Below are 22,260 nucleotides of genomic sequence, written 5' to 3' on the forward strand. Positions count from 1 at the left end.
CGATGTGTCCTTGATCGGCCAGTTTCAGAAAACCGGAATTGGAAAAGCGGAAACGGATCGCCACCTCATCGGTTGCCGCGTGATCGGACGTCAGGATGGCAATCCTGTGGCAAAGACATGCTGACGCCCCCGACGGGTGAACGACTAGCGATGTCCGGCCGCCGCCTGGCCTGCCGCAACACCACTCGCCCAGGCCCACTGGAAGTTGTGACCGCCCAGCCAGCCAGTCACGTCCACGGCCTCACCGATCGCATAAAGTCCCGGAACATCACGGGATTCGAGTGTCTGGGATGACAGGTCCCGCGTATCGATCCCGCCCCGCATGACTTCCGCCTTGGCGTAACCTTCCGTACCAGCCGGGCGAAGCTGCCAGTTTGACACACGCTCGGCCAGTGCCTTGATCGCACGGTCCGGCTGGTTCGCCAGCATCGTGTCCCCCAGCCCGGCAGCCAGAACGCGGGCCAGCCGCTGAGGCAGTGCTTCCAGCAGACTCGGCGGCAGGGCTTTCGGACGGTCTTTCTTGACCTTCAGCAGCACGTTCAATGCATTCTGCCCGGGCAGAAGATCGATCTGCGCCGCCTCCCCGGCTTCAAGATAGGATGAAATCTGCAGGATCGCCGGGCCGGACACACCCCGATGGGTGAAGACCATTCCGTCTTCAAACCGCGGGCCCTTCTTACCCACCCGCGCCACGATCGGCAGCGACACACCCGCAAGCTCCGGATCGGCATCCGCCAGAACCAGTGGCACGAGGGCGGGTGCCGGCGACACAATCCGCAGACCAAATTTCCGCGCCAGCCGCAGCGACAGGTCAGACGCTCCGAGCTTGGGAATGGACAAACCACCCGTCGCGAGGATCACCGCCCCGGTCCGGATCTCGCCCCCATCCGTGACAACGATGAAGCCGTGCTCCGCCTGCCGCACGTCGAGAATGCGGGTCTGCATCCGCAATTCACACCTGGCGGTTCGGCACTCCGAAACCAGCATGTCCACGATCTGTCCGGCCGACCCATCGCAGAACAGTTGACCCCGCGCCTTCTCATGCCAGGCAATGCCGTAGCGGTTCACCAGCTTGAGAAAATCCTGCGGCGTGTATCGCGCCAGTGCGGAACGCGCGAAATGGCGATTCTGTGAGATGAAGCAGTTGGGCCCGGTCTCAAGATGCGTGAAATTGCATCGGCCGCCGCCCGAAATCAGGATCTTGCGCCCCGGCTCCGGCCCGTGATCCAGAACAAGGACCCGCGCCCCGTTCTGACCGGCCGTTGCCGCAGCCATCAGCCCCGCTGCACCGGCTCCGAGCACAATCACATCGGGGTTCATCATGGCGGCTCTCAGAAATCCAGATTGGCGTAATGCGCCGGCGGCGTGATGCCACTGACCTTGTCAGACAGCAGCCCCCGGAAACAGGGCCGCGACTTCACCCGCGCATACCAGTCCTTCGCGGCAGGGGCCTTGGACCAGTTTACATCTCCGATGAAATCCAGCGCCGACAGATGGGCCGCAGCCGCGAAATCGGCGAGCGACAGCGCAGGTCCCGCAAGCCAGGACCGCGTCTCCGCAAGCCACCCGATATAATCAAGGTGAAAGCGCATGTTCGCATAGCCGGCCCGCAGCGCATTGCCGTCCGGGTGGCCGCGTCCGAACTGCCGCTTGTCGACCTTTTCGCCGAGCAGGTTGCGGGTGACCTCCTGCGCGAAGCGGGTGTCGAACCAGTCCACGAGCCGCCGCGTCTCGACGCGATCGGCGAAAGTACGCCCCAGAAGCGGCGTGTCGGGATAGGCGTCTTCGAGATATTCGCAGATGACACGCCCGCCCGGCACGGCCAGACCATTTTCCTCAACCAGCACGGGAACCTCGCCCGCGGGATTGAGATGCAGGAATTCCTCACGCTGTTCCCAGACCCGCTCGATGACGGGTTCGAACGGGAGTCGCTTCTCACTGAGGGCGAGCCTCACGAGACGGCATTGCGGAGAAAGTGGAAGGTGATGCAGGATACGCATTGCCACTTTCTAAGTCAGCCGATACCCGCTCACAAGAGCCTCACCGACTGCCCGACACAGGTCCGACGATTTTCACGATGCCCGATCCCGTTTCCGCTACCTCTTCGAACACCCCCATGCGCATCCGTGCGCGCGGCCGCTCCTTCCTGGCGCTCGTCCTGTCCCCCGAGGCGCCCCTTCCCCTCTGGCTGGAAGGTCTCGACTATCAGATCGCCCGTTCAGGCGGCCTTTTCACCGGAAAACCGGTCATTCTGGACCTCGGTCTCCTCAGCGAAACCACGCCGGGCCTGGCGACGCTGCTGGACGATATCCGCAGAAGAGGTGTCCGGATCATCGGCATCGAAGGCGGCAGCCGTCACTGGCCGGCCGTTGCGCACTGGGACTGGCCGGAGACGCTCGACGGTGGCCGCCCGGCCGGGGAAGTCGAGATCCCGGAAGATCCTGCTGCCAGTGCGGCGGGGCCGGTGTCCGGTGGCGGGACGCTCATCATCGAACAGACCGTCCGTTCGGGGCAGAGCATCCAGCACATGCAGGGCGACGTGATCATCCTCGGATCGGTCTCGTCCGGCGCGGAGATCGTGGCCGCGGGGTCCATTCACGTGTACGGAACGTTGCGGGGCCGGGCGATCGCCGGAGTGGGAGGACAGTCCCAGAGCCGGATTTTCGCAAGCCGGATGCTGGCTGAACTGCTGGCCCTGGACGGGTATTATGCGGTGACGGAAGACATCGATCCCGCGATCCTCGGGCAGGCCGCGCAGGCCACCCTAGACGAGGACCGCGTCCGGGTCCTGCCTCTGACGCCGTGAACTGAACTGCGAATTGATGGGGTCTGCCACGAAAGCGCCCCTATTCGCAGGTTGCCGCGGGGTATAAAACTTTCATAGAATGGGAAACCGGTTGCGGTAACCCGTCACAGGCAGACGCCGACCGCAGAGACGTTTTTTTGGAGTATTCATGGCCAAGGTTCTGGTTGTCACTTCCGGCAAGGGTGGCGTCGGCAAGACGACATCGACCGCCGCACTCGGCGCCGCTCTCGCCCAGAGTGGGCAGAATGTGGTGGTGGTTGATTTCGATGTCGGGCTGCGGAACCTCGACCTGGTCATGGGTGCCGAACGCCGGGTGGTCTTCGATCTCATCAACGTCGTGCAGGGCGATGCCCGCCTGTCACAGGCCCTGATCCGGGACAAGCGCTGCGAAACGCTGTCCATCCTCCCGGCATCCCAGACCCGTGACAAGGACGCGCTGACCTCCGAGGGCGTCGCCCGCGTGATGGACGAGCTTCGTGAGAAGTTCGACTGGGTTATCTGCGACAGCCCGGCCGGCATCGAGCGTGGCGCACAGCTCGCCATGTATCACGCCGACATGGCCGTGATCGTGACCAATCCGGAAGTCAGCTCGGTCCGTGACTCCGACCGGATCATCGGCCTGCTCGACAGCAAGACCCAGAAGGCCGAACAGGGCGAGAAGGTCGAAAAGCATCTGCTTCTGACGCGCTACGACCCTGCCCGCGCCGCGCGCAAGGAAATGCTGAGCGTCGAGGACGTTCTCGAAATCCTGTCCATCCCGCTGCTCGGCATCGTGCCCGAAAGCGAGGATGTGCTGAAGTCCTCCAATGTCGGTGCGCCCGTCACGCTGGCTGCGCCTACGAGCCTTCCTGCCCGCGCCTATTTCGAAGCAGCCCGTCGCCTGAGCGGCGAGAAGCTCGAGGTCTCGGTTCCAGTCGAGAAGCGCGGTTTCTTTGACTGGCTCTTCAAGAGGGACGCATGAGTTCATGAGTTTTCTCTCAAACATCTTCGCCCGGCGCCAGCAGTCCAGCAGCGTCGCCAAGGACCGTCTGCAGATCCTGCTTGCGCATGAGCGCGGTGCGGGTGAGGCCGGTGAGTCTGATCTGATCCGCCAGCTTCACAAGGAAATCATGGAAGTGATCGCGCGCCATGTCGCCGTTGATCAGGACAAGGTCCAGATCAAGGTCGACCGTGGCAGCGGCTGCTCCATGCTCGAAATCGACGTCGAGGTTCCGCAGGAACTCAGCGGCAAGCGGGGTTCGTGATCCGGAGCCTTCCGGACATAACCCAGTTTTAGAGATACCGGCTGCGGCCCTGATGCCGCATCTGCAAGAGACGGAACAATACGGATGAGCGGCTTTCTCGGAAACCTCATGAATCAGGCTGTCGGCGCCATTGGCGGACAGCTGGGCGAAAAGTTTGGCGGCAGCATTGGCGATTTCCTCAAGGGAGATGGCCTGAACATGCTCATCAGCCAGGCCCAGAGCGCTGGCCTGACGGACAAGATCCATTCCTGGATCGGTAATGGCGAGAACCTGCCCATCACGGCGGATGAACTGCGCAGCCTCCTGACGGATCAGCAGATCCAGATGATCGTCAGTAAGACGGGTCTGCCCGCCAACACAATCCTGCCGGCACTGGCACAGCTTCTTCCCGCCGCCGTGGACAAGCACACGCCGGACGGTCAGGCACCGTCCACGACGGCCTGAAGCAAAACTTCTACAAAGAAGCTGCAGAAAGCCCCGATGGATTGCTCCATCGGGGCTTTTTCGTATTCGGGGTCAGGTTTTCTGCCCCTGCGGCAGGGCGTTGTAAGGCCGCGGCTGTTCGATCGGAAAGCGGATCAGAAGATAGGGCGTGACCCTGCGATCGGTCCCCTCATTGAACGACGCCAGCCGGTTCCACTGCCCGAACGTGCAATAGACATGATCTGCTGTCGCAAAGATCCCGTCCGGCGAGAGGGCACGAGGATCGCGGAGCATCATTTTGAACGATCCATCCTGATCGCGCCGCAGAATGCAGTCATGCTCGTAATTCGTCGTATAGAGCCGGTTCTGGTCATCCAGGGCCAGACCATCCGCCACTCCCTTTTCGCCTTCATCGCGGATTGCAGGGCCGAGAACAGCATCATCCGACGCCGGATCTGCGAGAAGATCCACCGACAGGCTGTAAAGCCGGCGGCTGGTCAGGGGCGCGAAATAGAGACGTTTTTCGTCCTTCGTCAGCGCGATCCCATCCACGCCGCCTGAGACCAGCTGCGGATGACCAGGGATATAGCGGCGGGGTTCGCCTTCCACGATGGCCAGAAATCCGGTTTCCGGAAGGATTGCGGGATGCGTCGTCAGCACGCGACGGGCCTGCTGGGTCGCGACATCAACAATCACCAGTCCGGGGCTTGTTCCGAACGATGAGTCGGTCACGAAGACCGTCCCCTGCGCCCCATGGGACAGCGACACCCGCAGATCGTTCATGTGACTGTCCGGTAGAAGCACCGGCGCCTTGAGGATGATCTTGTGCGCGACCCGGTTCGTTGCCGGATCAATGCAGACGATCTTCGCTGCCCCCGGCTGCAGGGGATGCCCGGCGCGCTTGCCGTCATCGATCACCCACAGCCTGCCGCTCCGGTCCATGGTCATGCCGTGAACGGAAACAAGACACTCTGCCGGAACATTCCCGGGTAGACTCATTTCGGCACTGGGATAAGGTACAACCTTCCCACCTACCAGTTCGCCAAGAGTTGCTCCCTTATGATCCACGGCATGACGTGGAAAACCGACAAAGGTTCTGCCATTCGGAAGAACCACGATCCCCGAGGGGCCAGGTCCATTGAATTCGGCAACAATATCGAGCTCCCCGTAAGGACCCGTGCCATTATCCTCGTTTCCGGCTGCACGCGCCTGGGCAACCGGCAGCGCTGCAGAAACCGCGAAAGAGGCTGGGGCCGCCGAGGCCGCCCGCAGGAAATGACGTCGCTTCATGCACAAACTCCCGAGATCCATTTGCAAGACACACCGTTTCCATAACGCCCCAACCGTGTAAGGAACGCCACAGCCCCTCCAAAATGTGATCAGAATTTTTCCGGAACCGGAAAATTATGTTGACGTTCCGCAAATACGAAACGACTTTGTATTTCGTATAAATTACTAACTTATCGCGTGGTAAAAGTGCTGACCCAGCTTTCCCTTCGTCATGTGACCCTTCTGGGGACTTCCCTTCTTGGCTCTGCATTTGTCCTGATGATGGACGAGGGCCGGGCTGCGACAACGCAATCCGTTCCGGTTCAGCACAAACAGGCCCATGCAACCCCGACGTCCCGGAAGGCCACTTCCCGGCCGGCTCCGAAGACACCAGTGGAAGTGTCGGGAGGCAGTGAAGCGGTCGTTGTGACGGGGACGCGTGAGTTCGGAAAGAAGGCGCGGGATTCGATTGCTCCTGTCGACATCGTGACGAATCGCCAGTTGACAGGCACCGGCCAGCCCACGCTCCGTGACTCCCTGGCGCTGCTGTTGCCGTCCCTCACCGTTCCCACAGGCGGTTTTGATGCGGGCGCCCTGACCGACACCATTTCACTCCGCGGGCTCAACCCCAACGAAACGCTCGTTCTGGTCGACGGCAAGCGGCGCCATACCACGGCAAACATCTATGCGGATGGCGGCCCGGCGCAGGGGTCCACGCCTGTCGATATCGACATGATCCCCATGTCCATGATCGACCATATCGAGGTCCTGCGTGATGGTGCGTCCGCCCAGTACGGTTCGGACGCCATTGCAGGCGTCGTCAACATCATCCTGAAGAAGCAGAACCATGGTCTGACCATGCGTTCGAACACGGGGATCACGAGCGAAGGCGACGGTTTCCAGCAGGGCGTGTTCATCGACGGCGGCCTGAACCTGAACAATCGCGGTTTCGTTCATATCGGCGGCGATTTCGTGCATCAGGACCATACGGTCCGGTCCGGAGCGGACAACCGGACCAACACCTATGTCAATCAGCTTCTCGGACAGCCCGAACAGACCCGTGAGAGCGTCGCCATCAATGCCGGCTACGACATCACCGATAATGTGCAGGCCTATGCCAGCGCGACCTATGCGCACCGGCATGCGGAATCGTATCAGAACTACCGACTGGCCTCCACGCTCGCCAAGTATCCCGGCTATGCCGCGATCTATCCTTACGGCTACGCCCCCATCGAGGCCCTGAACGAGGACGACTACGAACTGACTGCCGGTTTCAAGGGAACGCTGGCGGGCTGGCACTGGGATGTATCGTCGGTTTTCGGGCGGGATTACGATGCCTTCGATACCGAGAGCTCAACGAATGTGGGCCTGTACACGGCCACGGGGCAGACGCCGACATCCTTCGCCGCGCAGTCCTATAACGACACGCAGTGGACGAACAGCGTCGACCTGAGCCGCAAGTTCCAGACGTCCTTCTGGCCCTATGCCATCAATGTCGCTGGTGGTGCGTCCTATCGTTACGAGGCCTATGCCATCGGCACCGGCTCTCCGGCGAGCTACACCTATTCCAGCTCGGACGGCTTTCCGGGCACCAACCCGGCCAATGCGGGCAAATGGTCCCGTGACGTTGCGGCGGGCTATCTCGACATCTCCACGAACCTGATGAAGCACTGGCAGATCGATCTGGCAGGCCGCGTCGAGCATTACACGGATGTCGGCAACACCAAGACCGGCAAGATCTCGACCCGTTACGATTTCAGCCCGCGCTTTGCCATCCGCGGTACGTTCAGCAATGGCTTCCATGCGCCGACGCTGGCGCAGGAGCATTATTCCGCACTCTCCGTCTCTCCGACGGCGGCCAGCGGCATCATTGCGGCGAACTCCGCCGGCGCACTTGCCAACGGCGCCTCGGCCCTGAAACCGGAATCTTCCACGAGTGCGGAAGGTGGCATCATCGTCGAGCCGATCAAGAAGCTGCACGTCACCGTCGACGTATATCAGATCGACCTGCGCGACCGGATCATGCCCGGGGGTACGATCTACGGATCGCAGGCCTACAGTGCGCTCCAGGCTGATGGTTTCAACCTGCCTGCAGGATCTGAAAACTGGACTGGAAGCCAGCTCGCCACGCACTGGTTTGCCAATGTCGCTAACACCCGCACGCAGGGCCTCGATCTGACGGCGACCTATCCGACTGATTTCGGTCGCTATGGTCATGCGGACTGGGATGTTGCGATCAACCTGAACCGTACGCGTCTGCGCCATCAGGCAACCAGCACGACCGGCGCGGCCCTCCTGAACGCCCAGTATGTCGCCTACCTCACTACAGCGTATCCGCGCAGCAAGATCATCTTCGGTGGGACCTGGCGCTCTGCCCGCAACAAGTGGGCCGTCTCCGTCCATGAGATCCGTTATGGCGAGACAACGTCCCAGCTCACCTACTACACCGGACCTTATACCTACTCCACGAGCCACTTCCTGGAGTTCCAGAATGTGCCGAAATGGACGACGAACGCCTCCGTTACCTACAACATCACGCCCAAGTGGAGCGCTACGATCGGCGGGAACAACATCTTCGCCAAATTCCCGTCCGTCGTACCGGAAGGAAACCGCTATCTGGGCGTACCCAAATATTACATGAGCACGTCCCAGCTCGGCATGAATGGCGGGTATTACTATCTGGATGTTTCAGCCCGCTTCTGAGCGAGCTGCGTACGGCGAGGTGATGGATGCATTACCTCGCTTCAGACTGGAATCTGCGCGGGCGCTCGCCAGACAGGATCGCTTGTAGGAAGAACCCATGCCCCTGACCTGAGGGGATAGAAAATATAGCTCGGGAAATATTATGTTTGTTGGTGTCCGCGAGAGGATTCGAACCTCCGGCCCCAGGATTCATACCACTTCGGTTTTCACCGCCATGCCCGGAAGCATGTTCGTGGTCTGGACTGTCTCTTCACCATGGCCAGAAAGCCAAGGTGTCGCCCGTACAGTCTCTACACCTTCTTGCCGGCACGCCGGAAAGCTTGGCTCGGGATTGGCACGATCGAGATGATCAGAGCGTTCCCCGAATTTGAGCGAATCCACCATGCGGTTTCCCATCATGGCGCCCAATTCAAAACCTTAGGAATCCTGTGCTCTATCCTGCTGAGCTACGCGGACAAACAAGCTGACCGTATCTCAGTTACGGTGCCGCTGCAACCGTACCCTTGCCACATCGGGCAGTGGAAGACGTCGGGAACTCTCCATCCAAGCCAGAGTACCCGGGGAAAAATCAGGGAAACGGGAAGCCTCGACGGGCATATCATCGGGGATGAAGATTACCTGCTCTGTTTATGCTATCTCAACTTTTTCTGGTTAGTCTTTTAAGCGAGGCTTCTGCTACGGCCTTGCATGACACCTCTTTTCCATCAAAAAGGTGATCTGTTTTTCTGGTAGTACCAAATCCTGAGTAGGATAGAGCGCGTTCGCAGCTGGCATCCTACACAATACCTCTTTGTGGGGGTTTTGCAGGTTTGACTGGGTTGAGAATTGCCATGATCTGCGTTGCTGACAACGATTTACTGAAACAGTCTGGAATTTCCGTGCCTTTCGGCAAGGGATCCTGATCGTGGAGGCGGCGAAGATGGTGGACAGTTCATCCCGTCATATCCGCGAGACTGATCCCACCCTTCTGCGCGTGCGACTGATCGGGCAGATGGAAGCAAGAACCCTCACAGGCGAAAGCGTGCTTCCGGTGGGGGGAAAGACACGGGCCCTTCTGGCTATTCTGGCTCTTTCTGACCGGAAACCTGTCCTGCGATCCCGGCTGGCGGAATTGCTGTGGAGCCAGCGGCCTGAAGAAATGGCACGCGCGTCCCTGCGGCAGGAAATCCACCGCCTTCTGGATGCGCTCAGTCCGCTGGGCGTGGACGTCATCGATGTTCAGCGGCACTCGCTGGCCCTGAAGCCAGCCCTTACTTCGGTGGACGCCGAGAGGCTGCTTACAGTCAGTGTGCGAACGATCGACAGCGTGACGCTGCCTGACGAACCGCTGCTCGGCGAGTTGGCAGGTGTGGATCCGGCGCTGGACGAATGGCTTGTCCAGCAGAGAGAGCGCCTCTCAACACATCTCCAGCAGGTTTATGAAAGTGCCGTCCGGGAATTGACCGACCCGGACCAGGTCGAGGACGTGGCCGAACGTCTGTTGAAGTTTGACGGCCTGAACGAGGTTGCCTGGCGGGCCAGGGTTCAGATGGCCCTGCATCGTGGTGACAAGGGTCGGGCAGCCGCACTCGCTGACCAGATGACACATCTTTTCGGAGACGCCGAAGGGCATAATCTTACGCCGGCCACACAGGCGCTGATCAGGAGTATTCCGACTGAAAGCAGCGGCAAGGATCTGGTTCAGGACTTGTCCCAGGCGGCGCTGGCTGCGGGAACTCCTGAAGCATCTTTCACAGCGCCAGTACCGCGCCCGGATCCGATGCTTGCCCTGCCGCTTCATTACGCGTCGCAACATCCGGCTGCGGCAGAACCGCGGAAGATCTCGCTGGTTTTTATGATCCCGTCGTCCACGGATAAAACGCTTGCCGAACAGGGCCAGCGCCTGCGGGATCAACTGGAACTCATGTTCGTCAACATGGGAACTTTCGACATTCTTGCACTCCCCGAAGCCTCCCTGCCCGACCCTGTAGGTGCGGCTGCGGCCTACCGGGCCTGGGGCATGGATTACATCATTTCCGGCAATCTACGGGCAGGCCCTGAGGGAGCTGAAAACCGGCTGATCCTCAGGGTGCTGGACGCCCGGCGCGGGGGCGTCATCATCTGGGGGACGCATTACGATTTCCCACGCTCCGGTCCGAATACGGCAAAAAACAGCCTTCTGGCGCCTGCCCAGGCGATGCAGTGGAGCATCTTCGTCACCGAAGCCCGGCGCATTGCAGCCCGACCCGATGCAGAACTTTCAGCACTCGGAATGGCGCTACGGGCTTTCATGCTGCTCCTGCGGCATGATTCTTCACTTTTCGACAGAATTGGATTTCTGCTGGAACGCGCCGGCGAGCAGGACGGCGACGACGGTGCCATTGCGCTCATTGATGCCCTGCACTGCTATATCCGCTTCCTGAATGAATGGAGCCCTGAAACCGAGGCTGTTTTCGCCCGAGGTCTTCGCAGCGTTCGAACCGCCATTTCGCTGATGCCGGATCTGCATGCAGTCGAAGTTCTTCTCGCCGCGTATCTGATGCACGAGCCTGCCATGCACAGCACGGCTCTTTCGGTTGTCCAGTCCGCGGCTGAGGGAATCTTGCGGATCGAAGGACATCACAAGGATTCTCCTGATCTTCTGATGGCAGAGATTGTCCTGGCCCTGCTGGGGGGGAAGATGAAGGTAGCAGCGGGAAAGGTGAAGCTGCTGCTGAAAAACGGGTATCGCTCACAGTTGCTTGAACTCCTGCGCCCGGTTTTCATGATGGTCCTGCTCCTAGGGGAAGACTATCAGGAAGTAATCTCGATGGGTCGGTTGATATCCGGTCTTTATCCGTCCTGCCCGAGTTCGCTGGTTTATTATCTCATTGCCCTGGTTGAAGTGGGTGACTGCGCCGAAGAGATGCATCAGGTCTGTCGCCACCTCCTTCGTCTGGTGCCGGATCTGACCATTTCCAGAGCTGTCAGCCGGTTTCCTTGTACGGGAAAGACACGACTGACGAGGCTGGCTGAAGCATTAGGCAAGGCCGGCGTGGCTGAAGGATAAGAACATCTTCCTTCTGGTGCTTGGCCTCTTGCCGCCGGCACGATATGAACACTCAAACAGAAGTTGCCGGCTGCAGGCCTCGCCAGTCTGCATCCTTGCTTGTGACCGGCCCTGGCGCGGCCCGCAGGACCACACATGATGTCTCGCATCCAGTTGACCGTTCTTCGCCCCCTTCACCGACCGACAACCCGGCTTGCCTTGGGATTTCTGGCGCTCGGCGCTCTTGCCGCCTGTGGCAGCGGGCGTGACCCCAGCACCCTGACCGCACCTCGCAATCATCTTCTCGGAGTGGATCGCGGTGCCGAAGGTGGCGCTGACGAGCTTCGCGGCGGTGTGAACGCATATCTGTGGCGTGGAGCGATCGACACCCTGTCCTTCATGCCGCTGGCCTCTGCCGATGCCGTGGGCGGTGTCATTCTGACGGACTGGTATCAGCCGTCCGCCAGCCAGAACGAGCGGTTCAAGATTGCAGCCTATGTGCTGGACCGTCGCCTGCGTTCGGACGCCCTGCGGGTTTCCGTGTTCCGTCAGGTTCTGCAGGACGGCCAGTGGGAAGACACTCCCGTTTCCGCCACCACCACTTCCGATATCACCACCCGTATCCTGACACGCGCACGTCAGCTGCGTGCCGAAAATGGCGAGCGGGACAACTGAGTCAGACATGAGCGATACCACAGCCCCCGCATTCGATTTCCAGAACCGCGAACCGTTCTGGCAGAACGAATGGAAGCGGCGGAATACCTTTGCGGTTCCGGATATTCCCCCGGCCGACCGTCCGAAATACTATGTGCTGGAGATGTTCCCGTACCCGTCGGGGCAGCTTCATGTCGGGCATGTCCGAAACTATACGCTCGGGGATGTGGTCGCGCGCTACAAGCGGGCCCGTGGTTTCGCTGTCATGCACCCCATGGGATGGGACGCGTTCGGTCTGCCGGCGGAAAATGCCGCCCGTGAACGCAATGTCCATCCTGGCAAGTGGACGATGGACAACATTGCCACCATGCGGGGCACGCTGCAGCGTCTGGGCTTCTCGCTGGACTGGGACCGTGAGATCGCGACCTGTCTGCCGGAATATTACGGCAAGCAGCAGAAGCTGTTCACCGACATGCTGGCCGCCGGTCTGGTTGAGCGGCGTGATTCTCTGGTCAACTGGGATCCGGTCGATGAGACGGTTCTTGCAAACGAGCAGGTCGTGGACGGGCGCGGCTGGCGCTCGGGAGCGCTGATCGAGAAGAAGAAGCTCTCCCAGTGGTTCCTGAAAATCACGAAATTCGCTCAGCCCCTGCTTGATGATCTGAAGACGCTTGATCGCTGGCCCGAACGCGTCCGGACGATGCAGGAGCGCTGGATCGGCCGTTCGGAAGGTGCGCGGGTCCGCTTTGCGCTGCATCAGCCGCCCGCAGGTTATGACGAGGATCTCGATAGCGTCGAAGTCTTCACGACGCGTCCCGATACCCTGTTCGGCCTGAGCTTCATCGGAATTTCGGCAGAACATCCGCTGGCCCGCAAGGTTGCGGAAAACAACCCGCAGGCCGCTGCCTTCATTGAGGAATGCCGCCGTCTCGGGACGTCCGAGGAAGTGATCGAAGCTGCCGAAAAGCGCGGGTTCGACACGGGGCTGCGGGTGGCCAATCCGCTTGATCCCGAAAAGACGGCGCCTGTGTGGATCGCCAATTTCGTCCTGATGGACTATGGCACCGGCGCTGTTTTCGGCTGCCCGTGCGGCGATCAGCGCGATCTCGACTTTGCCCGCAAGTACGACCTGCCGGTTCCGCAGGTTCTGCTGCCCCCCGGCCAGGATGCCGAGACCTTTGTCCTGGGCAAGAAGGCGGTTTCGGGTGATGCGACCCTGTTCAATTCGGGTTTCCTGGATGGGCTGGATCCTGCTACTGCGCGGACGAAAGTCATTGAGCGCCTTGAAGGTCTGGGGGCTGGCAAGGGCGTCGTGAACTGGCGCCTGCGCGACTGGGGCATTTCCCGGCAGCGCTACTGGGGCTGCCCCATTCCCATCATCCACTGCGACACCTGCGGCCCGGTTCCGGTGCCGGATGACCAGCTTCCCGTCATCCTGCCGGAAGACGTGACATTTGATCGTCCCGGCAATCCGCTCGATCACCATCCGACCTGGAAGCACGTCAACTGCCCGCATTGCGGCAAGCCTGCGGTTCGTGAGACCGATACGTTCGACACGTTCGTTGACAGTTCCTGGTATTTCGCCCGCTTCACCAGCCCGCATGCCGAGACCCCGACGGTTCCGGCGGCGGCGAATGGCTGGCTGCCGGTGGACCAGTATATCGGCGGCATCGAGCATGCGATCCTGCATCTGCTCTATGCGCGTTTCTTCACCCGCGCGATGCATGAAACCGGGCATCTGGATGTGGACGAGCCGTTTGCCGGCCTCTTCACCCAGGGCATGGTGACGCATGAGAGCTACCGCGACGACAGCGGCTGGCTGTATCCCGAAGAGGTCGAGCGGCAGGGCGATCAGGTCGTGCGCCGTGAGACGGGAACGCCGGTTCAGGTCGGCCGCTCGGAAAAGATGTCCAAGTCCAAGCGCAACACGGTGTCTCCGGTCGACATCATCGAGCGTTATGGTGCGGATACGGCCCGCTGGTTCGTTCTCTCCGACAGCCCGCCCGAGAGGGACATGGAATGGACGGCCGCAGGCGTTGCCGCTGCTGCCCGCTTTGGCCAGAGACTGCATCGTCTCGTGGCATCCGTGGCCGCACGGGATGCAGTCGACAGTGCGCATGGTGCGGCGGGAGATGACCTGCGTCGTGTCACGCACCGGACCATTGCCGCCGTCGGTGAAGCTCTCGAAGCCTTTACGCCGAATGTTGCCGTGGCCCGTCTGCATGAACTGACCTCGGCTCTGGCGGATGCCGAACGCATCGAAGGCGCTGGTATTGCCGCTGCGCGCCGTGAGGCGGCCCGCGTGCTGTGTCTGCTGACGGCTCCGATGATGCCCCATCTTGCGGAAGACATGATGGCGGTTCTGGAACCGGGCAGTGCGCTGGTTGTGGAGCGTCCCTGGCCGGAAGCCGAAGAAAAATGGCTGGCCGTGCAGAGTGTGACGATCGGTGTGCAGATCCTTGGCAAGCTGCGCGGAACCATCGAGGTTCCGCCCAATGCGCCGAAGGAAGAGGTGCTGGCCGCAGCGAAGAGCGAGCCGAACGTGGCCCGTCTGCTTGAAGGAAAACGGCTGGTGAAGGAAATCCATGTTCCGAACCGGATCGTCAATTTCGTGGTGGCGGGCTGATGTCTGACCGGCGCGGCGCCTTTCTGCTCACGGCTTTCCTTATGCTGGGGGGGTGTGGTTTTTCCCCCCTCTATGGCAAGCTGACCCCGAAAACCGACATGTCGGAAGAGTTGGCACAGATTTATGTGGACAACATTCCGGGGCGTTATGGCCAGGAACTCCGTCTGGCCCTGCAGAAAAACCTGGCTGGCGCCGGGCCGGAAGATCCTCATAAATACATGCTGAAAGTCTCGTCCGGCATGAATGAGGAAGCGGTCGACATCCATCAGGACAATACATCCGGCCGCACCCGGAGCACGGGCTCGGCACACTGGATGCTCATCACGGTCGAGCAGAATCCGCGCCTGCTGGCGCAGGGGGATGCCACGACACTCGATGGTTTCAACACCACGTTCGAGCAGTATTTTGCCCAGACGCTAAATGATGAAACGCTTCAGGCACGCGTCTCGGACACGCTGGCGCAGACCATGACGCAGCAGATCGCGATCTGGTTCCGCAATCACAACATGCCCGAGAAAGCCGCCCCGGATGAACTGCCGCGCTACCTGAACACGGACCGCATGCCGGATGACAACGGCAATGCCGCCACCGACCGGACGGGTGTCGATGGCTTCCCGGCTTCCGCAACGGGCCGTCTGTCCAGAAGCACGACCAGCACGTCTGCGCAGTAAGTGGTGAAGATCGACGCACGAAGCATCAGTCGGACACTGGCCGATGCCGGGTCCTGGCGGGCCATCGTGCTTCATGGCGAAGATACCGGTCTTATTCGCGAGCGTGCCGCGCAGGCAGTCAGGCTGGTGGCCGGGACGACGGATGATCCGTTCCAGGTGGCGCAACTGGATCGGGAAACACAGGACCGGCTTGAAGAAGAGGCCACGGCGCTTTCCCTGATCGGCGGGCGACGGGTGGTCTGGGTGCGTGAGGGGCAGGACAGTCTGGCCCCTCTGTTCAAGCGGGTGCTTGAAACCGACACGGAAACGCTGATCGTTATCGAGGCTCCGGGAATTACGGCGCGCTCGAAACTGCGTGCGCTCGCCGAAGCCCACAAGCAGGTCGCGTCCATCGCCTGTTATCCCGAAGAAGGACGCGCCCTCTCCCAGACCGTGACGGATGCTCTCGGTCAGGCCGGTGTGACGATCGACCGCGATGCCCTGAGCTGGCTGATGGGCGTGCTTGGCTCCGACCGCAGTGGCGTGCGGGGCGAAATCGAAAAACTTGTTCTGTATGCGGGCGAAAATGGCCGTCTCGATCTGCAGGCCGTTCAGGACTGTGTCGGCGATGCAGGCGGCAATTCTTTGGAAGACGCCGCTTTTTCCGCGCTGTGCGGAAACCGCATGATGGCCGATCAGGCTCTTGAACGGGCGCTGGCCGATGGTGCCAACCCCGTAGCCGTTGCGCGGACCGTTCTGGGCGTTCTGGTGCGGCTTCAGAAGGTTGCGCAGGGCGTGCAGGATGGTCAGGGGCGGGCCGAGTCCATGAAGGCTCTCAAACCGCCCGTATTCTTCAAGCGGACGGCGGCTTTCAATCAGGCGCTTGACCGGTGGCCTCTTGCGGCACTGGCCGCGGCAGCCCGGGAAACGCAGGCGTTCGAACTGGCCTGCAAGCAGAGCGCATCCCCCGACATGGCGCTGTGCAGGCGGCACATCGCTTCTCTGTGCACCGTCAGGAAGGCCTGAACCGTTCGGGCAAGAATGGGGATGAGTAATTTTCCTCTATTTCCGATCCTGCAAGCCAAATATAACGATGCGCCCGCTATATGGCGTTCGTCTTTCGTGCGTAAGGTTTCAGGTCCATGTCTCTTTCCTCCCAACCTCATACATTCCGCCTGACTCCGGCGGACTATGGCCATCTGGTGGAGCAGGCCACTGTCGCGCCTGAACATTACTGGGAGCGTGAGAGCACACGGCTGAACTGGAGCGCCACGCCCACTCAGGCCCATTGCACCGAACGCGGCTGGTTTCCGGATGGGGTGCTCAATGCGAGCGTCAACTGCCTGGACCGGCATCTTGAGACGCGCGGTGATCAGAACGCCCTTGTCTGGCAGGCCGAAGAAACCGACCGGGTTGTGACCTTCACCTACCGGACACTCCACGAGCGCGTCTGCCGCATGGCGAACGTGCTGCGTGAACAGGGCGTACAGACCGGGGACCGGGTTGCCATTCACCTGCCGTCCGTGCCTGAAGGCCTGATCGCCATGCTTGCCTGCGCGCGGATCGGCGCCATCCACGTGGTTCTTTTCGGCGGGTTCTCTCCGGAAGCGATCGCCGACCGGCTGGCTGACAGTGGCGCAGTGCTGGTCATTACCGCCAATATGGGACGCCGCGGTCCCAAGCGGATCCCGTTCAAGACGACGCTGGACGCCGCTCTGGACCTCCGTCCGGAAGCTCTCGCCGTCAGGCATGTTCTGGTCGTGAGCGTGACGCAGGACGACGTTGATCTGACGGCGGGACGGGACCTGTGGCTGACGCCCCTTCTGGATGAGGCATCGGCCGACTGCGCTGCGCAGGACATGCCGGCCTCAGCCCCGCTGTTCCTGCTGTACACATCGGGCAGCACCGGAAAGCCCAAGGGGATCGTGCATGGCACGGGCGGCTATCTGGTCTGGGCATCCTACACCCATGAATTGGTTTTCGATCATCAGGAAGGCGACACCTTCTGGTGCACCGCCGATATCGGCTGGATCACCGGGCATACCTATGGCGTTTACGGCCCGCTGCTGAATGGTGGGACGATTCTGCTGTTTGAAGGCATGCCGTCCTATCCTGGGCCGGGCCGCTGGTGGAGCGTCATTCAGGACCATAAGGTCACGACATTCTATACGTCTCCCACCGCCATCCGCGCCCTCATGCGCGAAGGCGACGAGGTCGTGCAGCGCCATGATCTCTCTTCCCTGCGCGTTCTGGGGACTGTCGGCGAGCCTATCAGCCAGGAAGCCTGGTCCTGGTTCAATGACCATGTCGGCGGCGGCCGCTGCGCTTTCGTCGATACCTGGTGGCAGACGGAAAGCGGCGGGATCATGATTTCGCCCGTTCCGGGCGCCGTCCGGGAGAAGCCCGCTTCCGCCACGCTGCCTCTGCCCGGCGTCCATCCGGTTCTTCTGGACGAACGCGGCGCTCCGAAAGAAGGCGCAACGGAAGGTGTGCTCTGCCTCAGAGGTTCCTGGCCAGGCCGGGCGCTCACGATCTGGAATGATGCGGCCCTTTTCGAGCGCACCTATCTTCAGCCCTATCCCGGCTATTATTTCACGGGTGACGGCGCGCGGCGTGACGAGGACGGTTATTACTGGATCACCGGACGCGTTGACGACGTGATCAACGTCTCGGGTCACCGGATCGGCTCTGCCGAAATTGAAGACGCTCTGGCGACTGAGCTGGCCATTGCGGAGAGTGCAGCGATCGGCGTGCCGCATGACCTCAAGGGACAGGGGATCGTCGTCTATGTCGTCCCGCGCGATAACGCGCCCGAGGATCTTCACGTCCGGGCAGCGAAGGCCATTACGTCAAAAGTGGGCCGCTATGCGGCACCGGAGCGCATTCATGTCGTGCCGGACCTTCCCAAGACACGCTCGGGGAAAAGCGTTCGTCGCCTGCTTCGCAAGATTGCGTGCGGAGAGACCGAAGGATTTGGTGATCTCTCCACGCTCGCCGATCCTGAGATCGTTGCAACGCTGATCGCGCTGATCCAAGTGCCAAAAGGCTGATCTGTCAGCCCTGACAGGGTTCAGACATCGGTCGTGCCGCCCGATGTCTGAACCGGGATGAGCGCATCGCTCAGGAACCCGAAGACGACATGCATGAAATAGACGGAAAAAGCCGCGACCAGCAGCACGGCAAACAGCCGTCCGAAAATCCTGAACGACGCCACGATCAGCGCTCCCAGGAGCAGGAACAGCAGCACCGTCTGTGAGTTTCCCTGTATCCCGAGACTGGCCAGGACGGTGCGGGCCATGACCTCGATGATCGCCACACCGGCCACAACCACGCCCAGCAGTCCGAGGATCAGACCCCACAACGTATCGAGTATGGATTGCATCACGTGATCTGGCACCGATTAAAAGAGGACAAGATCACTCCACAAAGCCATTCTCCGCGGCTCCGGTCAACTGTCATCTGCCATGGGGATAGACGAATGTTGGAGCGACCGTTACGAAAGGTGATCCTTTCCTGACCGGATTTTCTGACATGGATCATCGATGACGAATTCGCCTGCCCTGCTGCTGACGATCGTTCAGTCCATTCTCCCGATTCTCGTAACGCTGGGATTTGGATATTTCGCGGCATACCGAAAGGATTTCGATGCCCAGCAGGCTGGTGTTCTGACACGTCTGGTCATGCTCTACGCGCTTCCGCTGGAACTGCTGGCATCCATTCTCAGTACGCCCCGCAACCAGGTTCTGGCAGCCGGTCCGGTCGCAGCGCTGATCCTGCTGGCCATGATCGGCGGCTATGGCCTGATCTTTGCCATCCTGCGCGTAGTGCTCAAACGCCGTCTGGGCGAAGCGGCCCTGATCGCGATGACCATTACGGGCCCCTCCGTTCCCTTCATCGGTATTCCTGTCCTGGGACAGATCTTCGGGCCGGCCAGTTCGGTGCCGATTTCAATCGCGTCCCTGGCCATGAATCTGGTTCAGCTTCCCATCACCCTGATCCTGATGGGACATGACCGTGGCACCCGCCATCGGGTCGAGACTGAAGGGGAAACCCGGAACGAACTCCGCGAGCTTTTCGGGCATCTGATGCATTCCTGCCGGGAGCCGGTCGTCTGGGTTCCGATGATGGCGCTTGTCCTGGTCAGTGCCGGCGCCTTCCTGCCACAGTTTCTGAAGGGCTCACTTCAGTTGCTCGGCCGCACGACAGGTGGCGCGGCGCTGTTCGCATCAGGCGTGGTGCTCTTCACGCGTCAGGTGAAATTCAGCCCTCTGGTCGGCGTGATCGTCAGCGTCCGGAATGTCATTATTCCCGGAATCATCTATGCGCTGGCCCGTCTGTGGCACCTTCCCCTGCCTGCACTTCAGGAGAGCGTCCTGACGATGGCGATCCCCAGTGCGTCGATCAACGTCATCCTTGCCATGCGCTATCATGTTCTGGAACGTGAAATTGCATCCGTTCTGTTCTTTGGAACGTTAAGTTCAATCTTCACGATGGCATTTTTCATTTGGCTGACAGGTGCATGACCAGTTTTCTTTTCGTGTGTACGGGCAATATCTGCCGCTCACCTCTGGCCGAACTGGCCATGCGCCGCGAAGCCAGCCTTCGCGGACTAACCCTCGATATCGACTCTGCGGCAACCGGACGCTGGAATCTCGGCGAGGCTCCTGACCCCCGTGCGCGTGTCGTCGCGTCCAGACAGGGTCTGGATGCCTCACCGCTTCGGGCACGTCTGGTCACCGAAAAAGACTTCGACCGGTTTGACCACATCATTGCGATGGACCGTTCCCATCTCGCCATCCTCAGGCAGATGCGCCCTCACCACTCAAAAGCGCGCCTTTCCCTGATGCTGGACCATATTCCCGCCCGTACCGGACAGGACGTCATCGACCCCTATTACGGGCCGGATGAAGGATTCGTCACGACATGGGAGGACGTGGAGGGCGCTTGTGCCGCCCTTGCCAGAACAGTTCTTGGTCCCCGCCCCTGAAGCTTCTAGCTTGAGCGGAACAGAAATGGAGAGTTTCATGTCATCCAAACCTGACATTCTGACGATTGATCCCCTCGTACCGCTTATGAAGGAAAGGCTGGAGAAATCGTTTACACTCCACCCCTACACCTCACTGGAAAATCTGAAGAACATTGCTCCTGCCATTCGCGGGATTACAACAGGTGGCGGGTCCGGGGTTCCTTCCGAAATCATGGACGCCCTGCCCAATCTTGAAGTCATTTCCGTCAACGGTGTGGGTACGGACCGCATCAATCTGGATGAGGCAAGACGCCGCAACATCGGGGTCGCAACCACCCAGAACACCCTGACGGACGACGTGGCCGACATGGCCGTGGCGCTGATGATGGCTGTGATGCGGGACATCGTAACGAATGATGCCTTCGTCCGGGCTGGAAAATGGCCGTCCGCCACGGCTCCCCTCGGACGAAGCCTGACCCGGAAAAAAGTGGGCATCGCAGGATTTGGACATATCGGCCAGGCGATTGCCAAACGCGTCTCGGCGTTCGGTATGGAGGTGGCCTACTTCAACTCACATGCCCGGCCTGAAAGCACCTGCCACTTCGAGCCTGATCTGAAGGCGCTGGCAACCTGGTGCGACGTCCTGATCCTGGCGGTCTCAGGCGGTCCACGGTCCGCCAACATGATCGACAGGGATATCCTGGATGCTCTGGGCAAGGACGGTTTCCTGGTCAATATCGCCCGAGGAACAGTGGTGGACGAAGCCGCACTCCTGAGCGCCTTGCAGGAAAAACGCATCGCGGGCGCCGGACTGGACGTTTTCCAGAATGAACCGAATATCAACCCGGCTTTTCTAAGTCTGCCCCACACCGTTCTGCAGGCCCATCAAGCGTCGGCCACAGTCGAAACCAGGACGGCCATGGCTAATCTGGTTGTGGACAACCTGATTGCCTATTTCACCCACAAAACCCTGCTGACACCCGTCATCTAAGACCTATGCCACGAACTGTTCGGCAATGATCCGCTCTGAAAGACCGTGATCGGGATCGAACAGGATCGTGGCTTTCCGGGAGCGGTCTTCCCGGACGACAACCTCCGCCACATCACGGATTTCCGTAAAATCCGCTACCGCTGCTGTCGCCCTTTTCTCGGTATCAAGCAGTGTCAGTTTCACGACTGCGCTCGACGGCAGGAGAGCCCCCCGCCAACGGCGAGGCCGAAAAGCGGAAATCGGTGTAAGAGGAAGAATATTGGCGCTTAAAGGCACAATAGGTCCATGAGCGGACAGGTTATAAGCTGTTGAGCCGGCCGGCGTGGAAACGATTATTCCGTCGCAGATCAGTTCCTCAAGCCGCAACCGGCCATCTATTTCTATCCGGATACGGGACGTCTGCCGCGTCTGACGGAAAAGAAACACATCATTGAATGCCAGTGCGCTTTTGACTTTCCCGGCCACTGTCGTGGCAGTCATGTGCAGCGGGTGAAGAACCGAAGGCTGGGCATTTTCGAGGCGCTGTAAAAGGTCCCCCTCATCAGCAGCATTCATCAAGAACCCAACTGTTCCATAATTCATGCCGTAAATGGCAATGCTTTTATCCAGAACCTTGTGCAGGGCCTCGAGCATGAAACCGTCCCCCCCCAGACAGACAACAACATCCGCCTCGTGAAGCCGCACATTTCCACATTTCTGTGAAAGTCGAGCCAGTGCAGCTTGGGCGCTGTCAGTGGAAGAGGCAACAAAATGAATTTTCATAAAAATCGCATCAGCCTGAAATCAGCAGAGATCATTTTTCCTATTGCCGAACTCCTTAGCAGATGAAGGGCTTGAGGGAGGATTATTTTTCAGAGCCGACAGAAGGGTCGCAAATCGAATACCAGACCTGAGAACGCTCACCTACACGCCACTGGCCGA

General features: G+C 60.4%; 19 protein-coding genes and 1 pseudogene. 14 read left to right on the top strand and 6 right to left on the bottom strand.

Going from position 1 to position 22,260, the window contains the following annotated elements; translation table 11 throughout:
- Positions 1–144 precede the first annotated feature (144 nt).
- A complete protein-coding gene (locus tag GLS_RS02110) occupies positions 145–1,320 on the bottom strand; it encodes a BaiN/RdsA family NAD(P)/FAD-dependent oxidoreductase (RefSeq protein WP_041112555.1) in 1,176 nt (391 codons plus the stop codon).
- 11 nt (positions 1,321–1,331) lie between these two features.
- Entirely contained in the window at positions 1,332–2,000 is a 669-nt protein-coding gene (gene fzlA, locus GLS_RS02115) for an FtsZ-binding protein FzlA (protein WP_041110865.1), read from the bottom strand.
- Positions 2,001–2,077: 77 nt separating this feature from the next.
- Here fzlA and minC point away from each other — a divergent pair, with 77 nt between their 5' ends.
- From minC to GLS_RS02135, 4 genes and pseudogenes are all read left to right on the top strand, one after another.
- On the top strand, positions 2,078–2,806 hold the full coding sequence (gene minC / locus GLS_RS02120; protein ID WP_041110867.1) for a septum site-determining protein MinC: 729 nt from the start codon (positions 2,078–2,080) through the stop codon (positions 2,804–2,806).
- Between the two features lie 148 nt (positions 2,807–2,954).
- Complete coding sequence (gene minD, locus GLS_RS02125; protein WP_041110869.1) at positions 2,955–3,767, top strand: septum site-determining protein MinD; 813 nt, start codon at positions 2,955–2,957, stop codon at positions 3,765–3,767.
- Between the two features lie 4 nt (positions 3,768–3,771).
- Positions 3,772–4,050 (top strand): cell division topological specificity factor MinE, encoded by a 279-nt coding sequence (gene minE / locus GLS_RS02130; RefSeq protein ID WP_011251986.1) that lies wholly within the window; start codon positions 3,772–3,774, stop codon positions 4,048–4,050.
- Between the two features lie 63 nt (positions 4,051–4,113).
- Positions 4,114–4,494 (top strand): annotated as a pseudogene (locus GLS_RS02135) (YidB family protein); the annotation flags it as partial.
- Between the two features lie 72 nt (positions 4,495–4,566).
- On the opposite strand, the gene GLS_RS02140 reads toward GLS_RS02135, so the two are convergent.
- Entirely contained in the window at positions 4,567–5,763 is a 1,197-nt protein-coding gene (locus tag GLS_RS02140; protein ID WP_041110870.1) for an L-dopachrome tautomerase-related protein, read from the bottom strand.
- 258 nt (positions 5,764–6,021) lie between these two features.
- On the opposite strand from GLS_RS02140, the gene GLS_RS02145 reads away from it, so the two are divergent.
- The gene (locus GLS_RS02145; RefSeq protein ID WP_226986663.1) at positions 6,022–8,445 is read left to right on the top strand and encodes a TonB-dependent receptor plug domain-containing protein; all 2,424 of its coding nucleotides are present in this window, start codon (positions 6,022–6,024) and stop codon (positions 8,443–8,445) included.
- Positions 8,446–8,634: 189 nt separating this feature from the next.
- Here GLS_RS02145 and GLS_RS13225 read toward each other — a convergent pair whose 3' ends face one another.
- Positions 8,635–8,829: a hypothetical protein gene (locus GLS_RS13225; RefSeq protein WP_148295876.1), complete on the bottom strand. Its 195-nt coding sequence runs from the start codon at positions 8,827–8,829 to the stop codon at positions 8,635–8,637.
- Positions 8,830–9,364: 535 nt separating this feature from the next.
- Between GLS_RS13225 and GLS_RS02155 the strand changes: the two genes are divergently transcribed.
- From GLS_RS02155 to acs, 6 genes are all read left to right on the top strand, one after another.
- Entirely contained in the window at positions 9,365–11,473 is a 2,109-nt protein-coding gene (locus tag GLS_RS02155; RefSeq protein ID WP_041112557.1) for an AfsR/SARP family transcriptional regulator, read from the top strand.
- A gap of 135 nt (positions 11,474–11,608) precedes the next feature.
- Entirely contained in the window at positions 11,609–12,127 is a 519-nt protein-coding gene (locus GLS_RS02160) for a DUF3576 domain-containing protein (protein ID WP_080691872.1), read from the top strand.
- A gap of 7 nt (positions 12,128–12,134) precedes the next feature.
- Positions 12,135–14,732 carry a leucine--tRNA ligase gene (gene leuS, locus GLS_RS02165; protein WP_041110872.1) on the top strand — a complete coding sequence of 866 codons (2,598 nt, stop codon included), beginning with the start codon at positions 12,135–12,137 and terminating at the stop codon, positions 14,730–14,732.
- A complete protein-coding gene (locus tag GLS_RS02170; RefSeq protein WP_011251995.1) occupies positions 14,732–15,403 on the top strand; it encodes a hypothetical protein in 672 nt (223 codons plus the stop codon). The genes leuS and GLS_RS02170 overlap by 1 nt, the downstream gene beginning before the upstream one ends.
- Positions 15,404–15,406: 3 nt before the next feature.
- The gene (holA, locus tag GLS_RS02175; protein ID WP_041112559.1) at positions 15,407–16,408 is read left to right on the top strand and encodes a DNA polymerase III subunit delta; all 1,002 of its coding nucleotides are present in this window, start codon (positions 15,407–15,409) and stop codon (positions 16,406–16,408) included.
- Between the two features lie 116 nt (positions 16,409–16,524).
- On the top strand, positions 16,525–18,432 hold the full coding sequence (gene acs / locus GLS_RS02180; RefSeq protein WP_041110873.1) for an acetate--CoA ligase: 1,908 nt from the start codon (positions 16,525–16,527) through the stop codon (positions 18,430–18,432).
- A gap of 20 nt (positions 18,433–18,452) precedes the next feature.
- Here the strand turns inward: acs and GLS_RS02185 are convergent, their stop codons facing one another.
- Positions 18,453–18,764 carry a hypothetical protein gene (locus GLS_RS02185; protein ID WP_041110875.1) on the bottom strand — a complete coding sequence of 104 codons (312 nt, stop codon included), beginning with the start codon at positions 18,762–18,764 and terminating at the stop codon, positions 18,453–18,455.
- Between the two features lie 160 nt (positions 18,765–18,924).
- On the opposite strand from GLS_RS02185, the gene GLS_RS02190 reads away from it, so the two are divergent.
- Genes GLS_RS02190 through GLS_RS02200 form a run of 3 tightly spaced genes read left to right on the top strand, consistent with a single transcriptional unit; the run spans position 18,925 to position 21,339 of the window.
- A complete protein-coding gene (locus tag GLS_RS02190) occupies positions 18,925–19,905 on the top strand; it encodes an AEC family transporter (RefSeq protein WP_041110877.1) in 981 nt (326 codons plus the stop codon).
- The gene (locus GLS_RS02195; RefSeq protein WP_041110879.1) at positions 19,902–20,369 is read left to right on the top strand and encodes a low molecular weight protein-tyrosine-phosphatase; all 468 of its coding nucleotides are present in this window, start codon (positions 19,902–19,904) and stop codon (positions 20,367–20,369) included. Before GLS_RS02190 ends, GLS_RS02195 begins: the two co-directional genes overlap by 4 nt.
- A gap of 37 nt (positions 20,370–20,406) precedes the next feature.
- On the top strand, positions 20,407–21,339 hold the full coding sequence (locus GLS_RS02200) for a 2-hydroxyacid dehydrogenase (RefSeq protein WP_041110881.1): 933 nt from the start codon (positions 20,407–20,409) through the stop codon (positions 21,337–21,339).
- Between the two features lie 3 nt (positions 21,340–21,342).
- On the opposite strand, the gene GLS_RS02205 is transcribed toward GLS_RS02200, so the two are convergent.
- On the bottom strand, positions 21,343–22,101 hold the full coding sequence (locus tag GLS_RS02205; RefSeq protein WP_041110882.1) for an NAD kinase: 759 nt from the start codon (positions 22,099–22,101) through the stop codon (positions 21,343–21,345).
- Positions 22,102–22,260: the final 159 nt, after the last annotated feature.

This window comes from Gluconobacter oxydans DSM 3504 (genome assembly GCF_000583855.1).
Lineage (GTDB): Bacteria > Pseudomonadota > Alphaproteobacteria > Acetobacterales > Acetobacteraceae > Gluconobacter > Gluconobacter oxydans.